11 protein-coding genes are annotated in these 14,356 nt (G+C 61.8%); 7 read left to right on the forward strand and 4 right to left on the reverse strand.

The window, feature by feature from the left end:
• Positions 1–21: 21 nt before the first annotated feature.
• Both NEZ08_RS21335 and NEZ08_RS21340 read right to left on the reverse strand, forming a co-directional pair.
• The gene (locus NEZ08_RS21335) at positions 22–1,272 is read right to left on the reverse strand and encodes an allantoate amidohydrolase (protein ID WP_298111408.1); all 1,251 of its coding nucleotides are present in this window, start codon (positions 1,270–1,272) and stop codon (positions 22–24) included.
• A gap of 1 nt (position 1,273) precedes the next feature.
• Positions 1,274–1,687 (reverse strand): DUF3830 family protein, encoded by a 414-nt coding sequence (locus NEZ08_RS21340; RefSeq protein WP_298111410.1) that lies wholly within the window; start codon positions 1,685–1,687, stop codon positions 1,274–1,276.
• 283 nt (positions 1,688–1,970) lie between these two features.
• On the opposite strand from NEZ08_RS21340, the gene NEZ08_RS21345 reads away from it, so the two are divergent.
• Together NEZ08_RS21345 and NEZ08_RS21350 are read left to right on the forward strand one after the other, a co-directional pair.
• The gene (locus NEZ08_RS21345; protein WP_298111413.1) at positions 1,971–2,444 is read left to right on the forward strand and encodes a tripartite tricarboxylate transporter TctB family protein; all 474 of its coding nucleotides are present in this window, start codon (positions 1,971–1,973) and stop codon (positions 2,442–2,444) included.
• Positions 2,441–4,000 (forward strand): tripartite tricarboxylate transporter permease, encoded by a 1,560-nt coding sequence (locus tag NEZ08_RS21350; RefSeq protein ID WP_298111415.1) that lies wholly within the window; start codon positions 2,441–2,443, stop codon positions 3,998–4,000. Before NEZ08_RS21345 ends, NEZ08_RS21350 begins: the two co-directional genes overlap by 4 nt.
• A gap of 118 nt (positions 4,001–4,118) precedes the next feature.
• Here the strand turns inward: NEZ08_RS21350 and NEZ08_RS21355 are convergent, their stop codons facing one another.
• Positions 4,119–5,321 (reverse strand): BtaA family protein, encoded by a 1,203-nt coding sequence (locus tag NEZ08_RS21355; RefSeq protein WP_298111418.1) that lies wholly within the window; start codon positions 5,319–5,321, stop codon positions 4,119–4,121.
• Positions 5,322–5,667: 346 nt separating this feature from the next.
• On the opposite strand from NEZ08_RS21355, the gene NEZ08_RS21360 reads away from it, so the two are divergent.
• Positions 5,668–5,991, forward strand: coding sequence for a multidrug efflux SMR transporter (locus NEZ08_RS21360; RefSeq protein WP_298111422.1), 324 nt, complete (start codon positions 5,668–5,670; stop codon positions 5,989–5,991).
• Here NEZ08_RS21360 and NEZ08_RS21365 read toward each other — a convergent pair.
• Positions 5,975–6,970: a YbhN family protein gene (locus NEZ08_RS21365; protein ID WP_298111423.1), complete on the reverse strand. Its 996-nt coding sequence runs from the start codon at positions 6,968–6,970 to the stop codon at positions 5,975–5,977. The genes NEZ08_RS21360 and NEZ08_RS21365 overlap by 17 nt on opposite strands.
• Before the next feature lie 305 nt (positions 6,971–7,275).
• Here NEZ08_RS21365 and NEZ08_RS21370 point away from each other — a divergent pair, with 305 nt between their 5' ends.
• From NEZ08_RS21370 to NEZ08_RS21385, 4 genes are all read left to right on the forward strand, one after another.
• On the forward strand, positions 7,276–7,497 hold the full coding sequence (locus NEZ08_RS21370) for a hypothetical protein (protein ID WP_298111426.1): 222 nt from the start codon (positions 7,276–7,278) through the stop codon (positions 7,495–7,497).
• A 344-nt stretch (positions 7,498–7,841) separates the two neighbouring features.
• Positions 7,842–9,146, forward strand: a complete 1,305-nt coding sequence (locus tag NEZ08_RS21375; RefSeq protein ID WP_298111429.1) for an efflux RND transporter periplasmic adaptor subunit — start codon at positions 7,842–7,844, stop codon at positions 9,144–9,146.
• The gene (locus tag NEZ08_RS21380) at positions 9,143–12,244 is read left to right on the forward strand and encodes an MdtB/MuxB family multidrug efflux RND transporter permease subunit (protein WP_298111431.1); all 3,102 of its coding nucleotides are present in this window, start codon (positions 9,143–9,145) and stop codon (positions 12,242–12,244) included. The genes NEZ08_RS21375 and NEZ08_RS21380 overlap by 4 nt, the downstream gene beginning before the upstream one ends.
• A gap of 9 nt (positions 12,245–12,253) precedes the next feature.
• Positions 12,254–14,356, forward strand: a 2,103-nt coding sequence (locus NEZ08_RS21385; protein ID WP_298111433.1) for an efflux RND transporter permease subunit, incomplete at its 3' end; no start/stop codon positions are given.

The following is a 14,356-nucleotide window of genomic DNA, read 5'->3' on the forward strand; positions in this document are numbered from 1 at the left end:
AACGATGCAGCGGTGAGCGCCTCACGGCTGGCGCGCCCGGAAGTTTTCAATCAGGCGCAGCAGAACCCGCGCGCCTGCGTCGGCATCGGAAGCCTCGACGTGCTCGTCGGGATGATGGCTGATCCCGCCACGGCAGCGCACGAACAGCATCGCAACGTCGGTGACGTCGACCATCGCCATGCCGTCGTGACCGGCGCCGCTCGGAAGCTCAAAGGCAGAATAGCCTTCCGCCGCCACCGCTTCCGCCAGCTGCGTCTTCAGCCAGGGTGCGCACGGCACGGTGCGGTTCTCATGCGTGACGTCGAGCTGCAATTCCAGATTTCGGCGCTTGGCGACCGCCTCGATACGCCTCACCATCTCGGCCACTGAACGGTTGCGGCGCTCATCCGTCGGCGCGCGCATGTCGATCGTGAAGTGCGCCTGGCCCGGAATCACGTTGGTCGCGCCAGGCGCGGCCTGGATATAGCCGACAGTCCCGAGCAGCCCGCCGTCGTCCTCGCGGCACAATTGCTCGATCAAAGAAATGCATTCGGCTGCCCCCGCGAGCGCATCGCGCCGCAGCGCCATCGGCACTGTTCCGGCATGACCTGCCATGCCGGTCAGCCTTGCCGCCAGACGCGTGGCGCCCGCAATCGCACTGACCACGCCAACAGCCAGGTTCCTCGCCTCGAGCACCGGGCCCTGCTCGATGTGCACTTCGACATAGCCGAGCAACTCGTCGCGAACCCTTGCTGCGGCGCCGATATGGTCGGGGTCGAGACCGAACTGAACGAGCGCCTCCCGCATCGAGATGCCGGCGGCATCCCTTGTCGAGAGCACGCGCTCATCGAATGTGCCGGCGACAGCGCGGCTGCCGAGCAGCGTCGAGGCAAACCGCACGCCCTCCTCGTCGGCAAAACCGATGACCTCGATCGCAAACGGCAATCGTCGCCCGCGCCTGTTGAGCTCGGCGACACACGAGATTGCCGTGATCAGGCCAAGTGGTCCGTCCCACTTGCCGGCGTCACGCACGGTGTCATAGTGCGAGCCGAGCATCAGGCAAGGCAGGCCGGGATGCTCGCCCTCGTAACGGCCGCAGACATTCCCGATGGCATCGAGGCGCGCGCTCATGCCGGCCTCAACCATCCAATTCATGATAAGGTCAGCGGCAGCGCGATGCTCGCCTGTCAGAAAGATGCGCGTCAAGTTGTCAGCCGCCTCGGAGATCGCCGCCAGCCGATGGATACGGGCGACGATCTCATCGCCAAGCGGCGATGTCGGGCGTCCGGCCATTTCAGGCTTCCTCGATGCGAACCTTCTGCGCCCCTTTGTAAAGCACGGTCCTGCCGAGCGTATACAAGTTCTCAAGGCCCGACGTCAGCGTGATGAAATGGTTGCCGGCGAGCTGGCCCATCTTGCTGGCAAAATGCACCCCGCCATAGGCGAGCAGGATTTCAGTCTCGCTGATGCCGCCGGGATAGAGGATCATCTGGCCCGGCGCCGGATAGCTGGTGTGGTTCTCATAGCCGACGCCAAAGTCGAGATCGCCGAGCGGCATCCAGACCCCCTCGCCGCTCCAGCGCACATGGATAAACTGGCTCTCGAACGGCATGGCCTTGCGGAAGGCCGCACAAGTTTTGGGCGCTAACTGCTCCTCAAACCGAGCGTGAAACATAAAGTCGCCGGCGTGGATAATGAGTTGGCTCATCAAATTGCTCGTCATGACGTTGCAAGAGGGCGTTCCCCATCGATAATCGAATTCGGCGGTTTTTGCTACCGCCCGAGAGCCCGCAAAGCGGCCGGCCGCGCCGCGGCGAGACGGACATAGAGCTGGTTGCGGTATTTTGTCGATTTTATCGGTCGATAAATTGCGTTAGTCTCGTTGCCAACACCGGTTCCTCGTCGTCCGAAAAGTGAGATGAGGACATATCGACAGGCCTGACCGCGACAGGTAGGGTCGCGGCCTAAAAAAGGGTTCGGGAGAGACGCTGTTGTCGGAGAAGTTTGTCTGGAAGCGGGACTATTATGCCGGCGGCCTGATGGTGTTGCTCGGCGTCGGGGCCGCGGTGACGGGATCGGGCTACAAGTTCGGCACCCTTGCCAGAATGGGTCCCGGCTTCATGCCGGTCGTGCTCGGCATCGTTCTCGCCTTTATCGGCGTGCTGATTGCCGGAACTGCACTGGGGTCCCCGGAGCCTGACAACCAGAAATTTCTGCCGGACAATCCGCAATGGTTCGGCTGGTTCTGCATTCTTGCAGGCCCGATCCTGTTCATCGTGCTCGGCGAATATGGCGGGATGATTCCCGCGGTGTTTGCCTGCGTGTTCGTCTCCGCCCTTGGTGACAAGACGGCGACGTACAAGTCGTCGTTCATTCTGGCGTGCGGCGTCACCGTGTTCGGCGTGCTGCTGTTCCACTACCTGCTGAACATTCCCTTTCCGCTGCTGCGCGGGGTGAACCTGTGATTTCGACCGCGCTTACCGATCTGTGGTACGGCTTTGGCGTTGCGCTTGAGCCGCACAACCTGATGTATTGCTTCTTTGGCGTGCTGGTCGGCAATCTCGTCGGCGTGCTGCCGGGCATGGGTCCCGTTGCCACGATCTCGATCCTGCTGCCGCTGACGTTTGGCATGCATCCGGTCCCGGCGATCCTGATGCTTTCCGGCGTCTATTACGGCGCGCAATATGGCGGGGCGATCTGCTCGATCCTGCTCAACCTGCCGTGTCATCCGCCCCACGCGGTGACGTGTCTCGACGGTTTTCCGCTGACCAAGCAGGGCAAGGGCGGCACGGCGCTCGGCATCACCGTCATCGCGGCCTTCGTTGGTGCCTCCTGGGGCATCACGGAGATGATTTTCCTCGCGCCATTCCTGGTCAAGGTGGCGCTGGAATTCGGCCCGGCCGAAGTGTGCTCGCTGATGCTGGTAGGCCTGATCGCGGGCTCGACGCTCGCGAAGGGCTCGCCCCTCAAGGGCATTGCCATGACAGTGTTCGGGCTTCTGCTCGGAATCGTCGGGTCCGACATCGAGACCGGTCAGCCCCGCTTCACGTTCGGCATCACCGAACTGTTCGACGGCATCGAGATCGTCGCGCTGGCGCTCGGCATGTTCGGCATCGCCGAATTCCTGAACAGCATCAACAATACCGAAGCTGTCGACATGAAATATGCCAATGTCGGCATTTCCGACATGTTCCCGTCAAAGGCCGATCTCAAGGCGTCGTTCCGGCCGATGCTCCGGGGCACCATTCTGGGCAGCCTCTGCGCCTTGATCCCGGGCACAGGTCCGACCATCGCCTCGTTCGTGTCCTACGCAACCGAAAAGAAGATCTCGAAAACGCCGGAGCGGTTCGGCCGCGGCGCCATTGAAGGCGTTGCCTGCCCCGAGGCGTCGACGCATTCCTCCGTGCAGGGTGATTTCATTCCGACCATGAGTCTCGGCATCCCCGGCGACACCGTGATGGCGCTGCTCCTCGGCGCTCTGATCATCCACGGCATCGTGCCGGGCCCGCAGCTCATCAGCCAGCACGCCGATATCTTCTGGGGCCTGATCGCGAGCTTCTGGATCGGCAATATCCTTCTTGTCATCCTCAACGTGCCGATGATCGGCCTGTGGGTGAAGCTGCTCAGCATTCCCTACCGTTACCTCTATCCGAGCGCGATGTTCTTCGTTTGCATCGGCGTCTATGCCGCGGGCAACGACATGTTCCAGGTCGGCGAAACGCTGGTCATCGGCGTGGTCGGCTACATCCTGCTGCGACTGGACTTTCACCCCGCGCCCATCCTGCTCGGCTTCGTGCTCGGGCCGCGCTTCGAGGAAAACTTCCGCCGCAGCCTTCTGATCTCCCGCGGCGACCTGATGACCTTCATCGAGCGCCCGATCAGCGCCTTCTTCCTGTTCATCTGCGTCGTGTTGCTGGTCGCGCAGATTTACGTCTGGTTGCGCAAGCCGAAGGTCGTCGCGGAAGAAAGGGCGATCGAGGCAGAGGTCCCGGCGACCGGATATTCCGAACTGGCGGAATGAGGGCAGCGTGTGCGGCCGCCCTCCGGCGCTCTCCGCGAGCAGCATTCGGCGTGTTGAGCTTTCCGGCCGATCCGTTGGTTTTCCCGGCAAGGACGAGTTGGGTTAGGCTGATCGCCGATCAACGCCGTCCATAGCAATGGAATCCGCCATAGATCCCGGAACGATCAAGCGCAAAGCCGATTGCGCTTCGCTCCTCGTCCCGTCGCCATGTCCGGCGCAACATTGCAAGCTCGTCGCTCTCGATCGGTGACCCCTCGCCCGCGGTGCGAAAGATCACATGGACGTTGTCGCGGCCGGCACGGTCGATCGCGTTCCACAGCGCACGTATCTCGCCGGTCGCCATCCAGTCCTGCGAATCCAGCAGAATGACGGCATCGACTTCGCGCGCCGGCAGGCTGTCGAGGAACTGGCGAAGGCTCGCGTGATGCGGAATGATCAATCCCGCGCCATTGCGCATGCGTTCATAGTGACGGCGCTGCAAATAGGGCGGCAGGCAACTATCGCCCGGGCCGGCGTAGCCACGATGCAGCGCCTGCCACGCAAAGTAATTCGTCTCGTTGGGATGGCCGTCGATCAGGCGCAACAGACGCTCGTGAAGAACGTCGTTCAAGGGCGCGCCGCGCAGCAAGGCGCGCTGCCGGGGCGGAATGCCCAGGCTGAACAAGAGCGCGGGCGTGGCCGTGATCATCCGCAGCAGGGGTGAACGAAATGCGCGGTCGAGACGGTCCAGCGCCTCGATGCGCGCTGGCGCGTCCGGACGGCCGCTCAGGAGCAGCGCGGGATCGATCCCGGCGAGCTTCGCCGCGACATGCGCAAGGCCGATGAAGCGGCCGAGCATGCCATGCCGGTAGAAGCCGTCCGTGAAGTGGGCATAGCGCGGCCGGCCGATGATGTTGCGCTTGTCCCAATAATTGCGCGCCTGACCGTCCAGCAACGGCCGCAACCGTTCAAGGTAAAGCGCTGAATTGGCGGGCGAGTTGGCCGCACCGAAGAACTGCCAGAAATCCCGGTAATCAGACAGGGCACGCAGCCCTGCCTGCTTCAGCTTGAGCAGCGCAAGGTGTGCCTGATTGAGATCGACCGCGTAAACCTGTGCCGGTTGCGCGACGAGATAGGACAGCGCATTGCACCCGCCGGAGGCGATGGTGACGATGGTCGAGCCGACCGCCAAACGAAGGGCGGCGAGGTCGGCAACCGGATCTTCCCAGATCTGGGTATAGACCAGCCGACGGAACCAGAAAGCATAGAGCCTGTCCCAAACCGTCGCGTTCTCATCGCCGCGGCTGTTGCCAACGGCATCTGCGATCAGCTGGCTGTTCATGCGAACCCCGAATCAGCGATTCGATCACGATACTGTCGGGTGGCTTCAGTTTTGCGACAGCGTCCTGTCTGCAATTTCCATGATGAAGATGGCTAGTACCGCCGATCTGAAGTCCCTGCACCACAAGCGGCGAATTCGATCAGGGACTTCAGATCGAAAAGCGGTACTAGCCAAGGTTCCATGATGCTCAAATGCTGTCACATCCTTGTCGCGCGAACACCGCAAGGAGAAAACGAATAGAGCGCGGCGAAGGTGGGCGAATGGCGGCACATTCATTGACGTCCGAAGGAGCCTCTGGCGGCGATGTCCAAGGCGGCATGACCTGCACGAAAGCGCAGAGGTCGCGATGACGGGTTGGCTCGCCGTACTTGCAGCGGGGTTGTTCGAGATCGCCTGGGCATTCGGCCTGAAATATTCCGACGGCCTCACCCGTTTCTGGCCAACGGTGGCGACGGCGCTTGCGATCCTGGCGAGCTTTTCGCTGATGGCGTTTGCGCTCCGCTCGCTGCCGTTCGGCACGGCCTATGCCATCTGGACCGGCATCGGCGCCGCCGGGAGCATCATCGTCGGAATGGTGATCTTCAGCGAGCCGGCGGACCCGGTCCGGATTATCTGCCTGACGCTGATCATAGCCGGAATGGTCGGGCTGAAGCTTAATTCACCGGTTTAAGCCTTTTATTCCGGAGAGGCCTCAACCGGCCCCGCCGGCGGCGCAGGCCACGCCACCCCTCGACAATGCCGAACAGGCCGAGCGCACATACGAATGGCAGCAAATGGTACATCAGGCGGAACATCAGAAGTGCCGCTACCAGCGGCTCCTTGTCGTGCTTGCCCAAGCCGATCAGGAATGTTGCGTCGAACACCCCGATTCCCGCCGGGGTGTGGCTGGCAAACCCCAGCAACGTCGCCGCGATGAAAACGGCCGTGATCGGAAATATGCCGATATTCGGTCCCGACGGAATCAGAACATACATTGCGAGCGCCGCAGCACCGAGTTCGAAAACCCCGATGGCGATCTGCAGCAGCACCAGCGGGCCCGATGGAAGCCGGACCGGCCAGCGCCCGGTGCCGATGTTGCGCGGAAACCAGCACCACGCCAGGAAACTTCCGACCCCGAGCAGCAGCGCGACCGCAAGCCATAGATTGACGCTGGGCGACAGCAGGTCGACCACGCTCATCGCATCGGGCGCAAAGAACAGCCCGATCCCGAGCGCCGTCAGGTTGCCGAGCCAATAGGTCAGTCCGGTGAGAAAGCAGATGTTGACGACGTCGAATGCGGTGAGGCCATGGAACGAATAGATCCGATAGCGGATCATCGGCGAGATCAGCGAAACGGCGCCGATGCCGTGGGCGATCGGGTAGCTGGTGAAGCTGGCCAGTGCGGCAATCCTGTAAGGCAGTTCGCTACGACCGATCGTGCGCAGCGCCAAAACATCATAAAACGTCAAGCCGACATAGGACGCCACAACCAGCGTCGCGGCCAGAACGATCAGCGACGTATTCGTGCGGCGGATGACCTCGAATACCTCGCCTGTGTCGATGTTCTTGAGCGTGTGCGTCAGCGCAAAAATCGCGACCGCTGCGACGGCAATGCTGAGGGTGACGCCGAGCCCCTTCAGTCTGAAGCCGTTCTCGGGCGATTTAATCACCCCAATCACCTTCGGTGGGTTCATCCGGCGAGTGCCCAGTTTCCGAAGTTCGTGCTCCGTCGCAGCACCACCTTCACGAATTTCGAAAATGGGCTCCAGGCACATAACCTCCAGCATCGTCCATCTGATTCGTGATGGCCGGGACCGTCCATTGCACGCAGATGTGACAAGCGCGTTACCCGACATTTCTGGCCTCAACCGATTCAAGAAAAGTTGCGCGCAACAACCCATTGCAGACGCAATGTGGTCGCACCGGATTCATGCCTCTTCCCTAAGACGTTGGCGCACGATTCAAATGAGGCAGCATGAACAACGACAGCGATTTCGATCTCAAGCCGGATCAATGGGAAGGCTTGAAGGCCTTGCGAACCCCCTTCGCTCATTTGCCCGCCGCAGCCCGCTTCGTACTCGAAGACCTTGTGGCGCTCGGCCTCGCGACCACAACCGGGCGCATTCCCGCCATAACGGAAAAGGGACGCAGGGTGCTGATCAGGGGTTCATTCAGGCTGATGGATGCGGCGGCCTGACGGGGGCATGCGTTTAAAGCAGCAGCCCATGTGCTTGGCCCTCATCCCCCGCTCTACAAACAGGATGGCTTTGTGACGCGTCCCGGTTCGGTTAAAAATATGTTAAGAGTCCGCCGTTTGGGCTGATCATTCGCACTGATCGCGAATCGCGCGAGCAGTCCGTACGACACCTTGATTGTTTGCCCCACGGCCGCGGTCGGAGCCAAAAAGTGTAATCCTTTCCGATTGTTAATGCGCCAACGGCGGACGTTCAAATAAGGTCGCCGGCGGACCCCGGAGGCGGTTCCTGCGACCGATGGCGGCAGCGGGTCGCCGGCGCCCACATCTCATCTAATGGCAGGTTCATGGACCAACCGATCAAGAATTTTCAGGAAGCCCACCCAGTGGGTCCGGCGCAGGCCGCCAGGCCGCGGTCCCGGGGGCGTTCTATCCTGACATCCATCCTGATCTTGCTGGTGGTCGGCGGCATCGTCTGGTGGACCAAGCATGCAACGGCGCCACAGCCGACCAACAAGGGCCGCAACTCCGGGCCGATGTCGATCGTCCCCGAAGTGGTCAGCAAAGGCGACATCGGAGTCAACATCAACGCGCTGGGTACCGTGGCCTCGCTGGCAACGGTGACCGTTCGAACGCAGATCAGCGGCTATCTGATGAAGATCGATTTCATCGAAGGCAACGAGGTCAAGAAAGGCGATCTGCTCGCGGAAATTGATCCCCGGCCCTACGAGGCGGCACTGGCGCAGGCCAAGGGGCAGCTCGCGCGCGACGAAGCCATGCTCAAGGGCGCCCAGGTCGACCTGACGCGATATCAGGGGCTGGCGGCCCAGAACGCTGTTCCGCATCAGACGCTCGATACGCAAGTGGCACTGGTGGCCCAGGACCAGGGTACGGTGGAAGCCGACAAGGCCGCGGTGAAGTCCGCCGAGGTCAACCTGGCCTATTGCCATATCGTTTCGCCGATCGACGGCCGCGTCGGTCTGCGTCTGGTCGACCAGGGCAACTACGTGACCCCGGGCGACACCAACGGCCTTGTCGTCATCACGCAGCTGCAACCGATCAGCGTGCTGTTCCCGGTCCCCGAAGACAACCTGCAAGCCATCGCCAAGCGCACGCAGGCGGGCGCGGTGCTGCCTGTCACCGCCCTCGATCGCAGCGGCGTCAGCAAGATCGCCGACGGATCGATGACGAGCTTCGACAGCCAGATCGATCCGACGACCGGCACGATCAAGCTGCGGGCCTTGTTTCCCAACCAGGACCGCCTGCTCTATCCGAACCAATTCGTCAACGTCCGCCTGTTGCTTGATACGCACAAGGATGTCACGACGATCTCGACCGCGGGCATCCAGCGCGGCGCACCCGGCACTTTCGTCTACCTCGTCAACGCCGACAGCACAGTATCAGTGCGGCCCGTGAAGCTTGGCGTGACGGATGGCGATCGCGTCGAGGTGCTTTCCGGGCTTGCGCCCGGCGAGCGTATCGTCATTGACGGCGCCGACAAGCTTCGGGACGGAGCCAAGATCGTGGTTCGCTCGGAGAACAATCCGGCCCAGACCAACAGCCCGGCTCCGGCTCAGCCCGATAAGGCCGGCAGGGGCAACGGGGGGCGTTCCGATGGCGGACAAAAACAGCACGGCGGACAAAAGCAATGAGTCCATCCCAGCCGTTCATTTTACGGCCGGTCGCAACGACGCTTCTGATGATCGCCATCATGCTGTCCGGCATGCTGGCGTTCCGCTTCCTCCCCGTCGCGGCGCTGCCTGAGGTCGATTACCCGACCATTCAGGTGCAGACCTTCTATCCCGGCGCCAGCCCCGACGTGATGACCTCCTCCGTCACCGCGCCGCTGGAGGTGCAGTTCGGGCAGATGCCGAACCTCAACCAGATGAGCTCGATCAGTTCGGCGGGCTCGTCAGTCATCACGCTTCAGTTCGGATTGAGCATCTCTCTCGACGTCGCCGAGCAGGAAGTGCAGGCGGCCATCAATGCCGCCGGCAATCTGCTTCCGGCCGACCTTCCTGCTCCGCCGATCTACGCCAAGGTCAACCCGGCCGATGCACCGATCCTCACGCTTGGCCTGACCTCGAATACGATGAAGCTGACGGAGGTCGAGGATTTCATCGACACGCGGCTTGCGCAGAAAATCTCGCAGCTTCCCGGCGTCGGCCTCGTCAGCCTCAGCGGCGGCCAGCGTCCCGCCGTGCGAATCCAGGCCGATATCCGCAAGCTTGCCGCCTACGGCCTCAACATCGACGACCTGCGCACCACGCTCGGCAACGCCAACGTCAATACGCCAAAAGGCAACTTCGACGGAGCGATGCGTTCCTACACCATCAATGCCAACGACCAGATCAGGAATGCGAGCGACTACAGGACACTGATCGTCGCTTACAAGAACGGCTCGCCGGTTCGGCTGAGTGACGTCGGCGACGTCATCGACGGCGCGCAGAACGACAAGCTCGGCGCCTGGATGAACGAGACCCCGGCGATCATCATGAATATCCAGCGCCAGCCCGGCGCCAATGTCATTGCGGTGGTCCAGGGCATCAAGGCTTTGCTGCCGCAATTGCAGGCATCGCTGCCGGCCGCCATCGACCTCAGCATCCTGACCGACCGCACCGTCACCATCCGCGCTTCCGTCGCGGACGTGGAGTTCGAGTTGACACTCGCCGTCATCCTCGTGGTGCTCGTTATTTTCGTCTTCCTCCGCAACGCTCGCGCAACCCTGATCCCGAGCCTGTCGGTGCCGTTATCGCTGGTTGGCACATTAGGGGCCATGTATCTCTTCGGCTTCAGCCTCAATAACCTGTCCCTGATGGCGCTGACTATTGCGACCGGCTTTGTGGTCGACGACGCCATCGTCGTGATCGAGAATATTTCGCGCTATCTCGAGGAAGGCGACAGTCCCCTCCAGGCCGCGCTGAAAGGCTCCGAGCAGATCGGCTTTACCATCATCTCGCTCACGGTTTCGCTGATCGCCGTGCTGATTCCACTGTTGTTCATGGGAGATGTGGTCGGACGTCTGTTCCGGGAATTCGCCATCACACTCTCGGTCACGATTCTGATCTCGGCGGTGGTCTCGCTGACGCTGGTGCCGATGGCCTGCGCCAAGCTGCTCAAGCCGGAAACCCACAACCAGGAAAATGCCTTCCAGCGCTACAGCCGGGAGGCCTTCGACTGGATCATCGAGATGTACGGTCATGCACTCACCTGGGTGCTCGACCACCAGCCGTTCACGCTGCTCATCGCGCTCGCCACCTTGGTGCTGACCGGATGGCTCTACGTCATGATCCCCAAGGGATTCTTCCCGCTTCAGGATACCGGCGTGATTCAGGCGATTTCCGAAGCTCCGCAATCGGTCTCCTATGCGGCGATGGCCGAGCGCCAGCAAGAGCTGGCCTCGATCATCCTGAAGGATCCTGATGTCGTCAGTCTCTCATCCTTTATCGGAGTGGACGGGACCAACACCACGCTCAATAGCGGACGGCTCCTGATCAATCTCAAGCCCTATGACGAGCGCAAGTCCGACATCTCGACCATCATGCGCCGGATCCAGGGCAGCATCGCCCCGCTGACCGGCATCACATTATATATGCAGCCGGTCCAGGATCTGACGATCGAGGGCACGGTCAGCAAGACGCAGTACCAGTTCATCTTGCAGGACGCCGATCCGGCGCAACTCTCGGAATGGACTCCGAAGCTTGTCGATAAGCTGCGGACGCTTCCGGAGCTTGGCGATGTCGCGAGCAATATTTCCGACAAGGGCCTGTCGGTCTATGTCGAGATCGATCGCGATCAGGCGGCGCGCTTCGGCATTACGCCGGCGACCGTCGATAACGCGCTCTACGACTCCTACGGGCAGCGCATCGTTTCCACGATCTTCACCAACTCAAACCAGTACCGCGTCATCCTGGAGGCCGATCCACATCTGCAAACGTCCCTGCAATCACTGTCGGACATCTATCTTCCCTCTTCCGTCGGCACCACCCCGGTGCCGCTCGCGACGCTGGCCAAATTCCGCACGGAGACCGCGCCGCTCCAGGTCTCGCATCTCGGGCAGTTTCCCGCCGCAACGGTCTCGTTCAACCTGGCGAAGGGGGCTTCGCTCGGCGCGGCAGTCAACGCGATCAAGCAGGCAGAAATCGATATCGGGCTGCCGGCCAGCGCGATCACGAGCTTCCAGGGTGCGGCATTGGCGTTCCAATCGTCGCTTTCCAATCAGCTGTTCCTGATTCTGGCGGCGATCGTCACAGTCTACATCGTGCTCGGCGTCCTTTATGAAAGCTTCATCCACCCCGTCACGATTCTGTCGACGCTGCCGTCGGCCGGCATCGGCGCACTGCTGGCGCTGATGATCGCCGGAGACGACCTCACCGTCGTTGCCATCATCGGAATCATCCTTCTGATCGGCATCGTAAAGAAGAATGCGATCATGATGATCGATTTCGCGCTCGATGCCGAGCGGCAGGAAGGAAAGCCGCCGCGCGAGGCGATCTATCAAGCCTGTCTTTTGCGCTTTCGCCCAATCTTGATGACAACGATGGCTGCCGTCCTCGGCGCGCTGCCCCTGATGCTCGGCGCCGGTGCCGGTTCCGAACTGCGCCATCCGCTCGGCATCTCCATCGTCGGCGGCCTTCTGGTCAGCCAGATGCTGACGCTGTTCACGACACCCGTGATCTATCTCTGGTTTGACCGCCTGGCGGCGCGCTTTTCCGGCCGATCGGGCGAAGTTGCCCAACCGGCGGAATGAGGGCTCATTATGGGCCCTTCGACACCATTCATTCGACGACCGATCGGAACGACGCTGCTGACCCTTGGCCTTGCGGCGGCCGGCGTGGTGGCTTTCTTCAAGCTGCCGGTCTCGCCGCTGCCCCAGGTCGACTTTCCGACGATTTCCGTTCGGGCCACGCTGCCGGGCGCAAGCCCGGAGGATGTGGCAACGACCGTTGCAAGTCCCCTTGAGCGCCACCTGGGCCAGATCGCCGACGTCACCGAGATGACGTCGTCGAGCGCAGTAGGCGGCGTTCGTATCACCCTGCAGTTTGGCCTCAGCCGCGACATCAATGGCGCCGCGCGCGACGTGCAGGCCGCGATCAATGCCGCTCGGGTCGACCTGCCGACCAACCTGCGGACCAACCCGACCTACAAGAAGGTCAATCCGGCCGATGCGCCGATCCTGGTCCTGACCCTGACGTCGGATACGCTGACCCGCGGTAATCTCTACGATGCCGCCTCGACGGTGCTGGCACAGAAGCTGTCGCAGGTGGACGGCATTGGCGAAGTTGTCGTCGGCGGCAGTTCGCTGCCGGCGGTTCGCGCCGAACTCATCCCGCAAGCACTCTACAAATATGGCGTCGGTCTGGAAGACGTGCGGGCGGCGCTCTCCAGCGCCAACGCGCACAGCCCGAAAGGCGGTATCGACGTCGGTAAAGAGCGCTACCAGATCTATGCCAACGACCAGGCCAGCAAAGCCGACGATTACAAAGGACTGATCGTCGCCTATCGCAAAGGCGCCCCCGTCCGTCTCTCGGACGTCGGCGAAGTCACGGACTCGGTCGAAAATCTTCGCAATGCCGGCCTCGCTAACGGCAAGCCGGCCGTTCTGATCATTCTCTACCGGCAACCGGGCGCCAATATCATCAGCACGGTTGATTCGGTGAAGGCCCTGATGCCCCAGCTCAAGGCATCGGTTTCTCCGGCGATTGACATCGGACTGGCGGTCGATCGCTCGACCACGATTCGCACTTCGTTACATGACGTCGAACGCACGCTCGTCCTGGCCGTGCTGCTCGTCATCGTTGTGGTCTTCGCTTTCTTGCGAAACCTGCGCGCCACGCTGGTACCGGTCGTCGCGGTGTCGGTCTCGCTGATCGCGACCTTCGCCGCCATGTATTTGCTCGGCTACAGTCTCGACAACCTTTCGCTGATGGCGTTGACCGTCGCGACAGGCTTCGTCGTCGATGACGCAATCGTCGTCCTCGAAAACATCACCCGCCACGTCGAACACGGCATGAGCCCGATGGAGGCGGCGCTGAAGGGCGCCGGCGAGGTTGGATTTACCGTGCTCTCGATGAGCATCTCGCTCATCGCGGTCTTCATTCCGATCCTCTTGATGGGCGGCATTATCGGCCGCCTGTTCCGCGAATTCGCGATGGTCATCTCGATCTCGATCATGATCTCGCTCGCGATCTCGCTTGCGACGACGCCGATGATGTGCTCGGTGCTGCTCCGCCGCGACGCCGGCGCCCATGGACGGCTCTATCAAATGAGCGAGCGATTTTTCAACGCCATGCTCGATGGCTATCGGCGGTCGCTCGCCGTTGCCCTTCGGCACCCGGCGTTGACGATACTCTCGCTGGCTGTGGTGCTCGGCCTCAACGTCTACCTCTACATCATCATTCCCAAGGGATTTTTTCCGCAGCAAGATACCGGTCGGCTCGTCGGGGCGATCCAGGCCGATCAGAGCATCTCCTTCCAGCTGATGCGAAAAAAACTGACGCAGTTCATCACGATCATCAAGAGCGATCCGGCCGTCGAAACCGCCGTGGGCTTTACCGGCGGAGGCCAGACCAATTCCGGCTTTGTCTTCGTCTCGCTGAAACCGCTCAGTGAACGCAGGATTTCTGCGGACGGCGTCATTGGCCGGCTGCGAAAAGAAATGTCGGCGGTTCCGGGCGCAACTCTGTTTTTGCAGGCGGTCCAGGATATTCGTGTCGGTGGCCGCGCCAGCCAAGCGCAATATCAGTTCACCTTGCAGGGCCCGACGTTCGAGGAACTCAACGAGTGGACGCCGAAAATCGCGGCCGCGCTGCAGGGCGACCACAACCTGACTGACGTCAACAGCGATCAGCAGAACAAGGGG

The sequence above is a fragment of the Bradyrhizobium sp. genome (assembly GCF_027451485.1).
Taxonomy (GTDB): Bacteria; Pseudomonadota; Alphaproteobacteria; order Rhizobiales; family Xanthobacteraceae; genus Bradyrhizobium.

Excerpts from the sequence above, each read along its gene's own strand:
- NEZ08_RS21335 (WP_298111408.1), bottom strand. The coding sequence starts at position 1,272 with ATGGCCGGACGCCCGACATCGCCGCTTGGCGATGAGATCGTCGCCCGT.
- NEZ08_RS21340 (WP_298111410.1), bottom strand. The coding sequence starts at position 1,687 with ATGAGCCAACTCATTATCCACGCCGGCGACTTTATGTTTCACGCTCGG.
- NEZ08_RS21355 (WP_298111418.1), bottom strand. The coding sequence starts at position 5,321 with ATGAACAGCCAGCTGATCGCAGATGCCGTTGGCAACAGCCGCGGCGAT.
- NEZ08_RS21360 (WP_298111422.1), top strand. The coding sequence starts at position 5,668 with ATGACGGGTTGGCTCGCCGTACTTGCAGCGGGGTTGTTCGAGATCGCC.
- NEZ08_RS21370 (WP_298111426.1), top strand. The coding sequence starts at position 7,276 with ATGAACAACGACAGCGATTTCGATCTCAAGCCGGATCAATGGGAAGGC.
- NEZ08_RS21375 (WP_298111429.1), top strand. The coding sequence starts at position 7,842 with ATGGACCAACCGATCAAGAATTTTCAGGAAGCCCACCCAGTGGGTCCG.
- NEZ08_RS21380 (WP_298111431.1), top strand. The coding sequence starts at position 9,143 with ATGAGTCCATCCCAGCCGTTCATTTTACGGCCGGTCGCAACGACGCTT.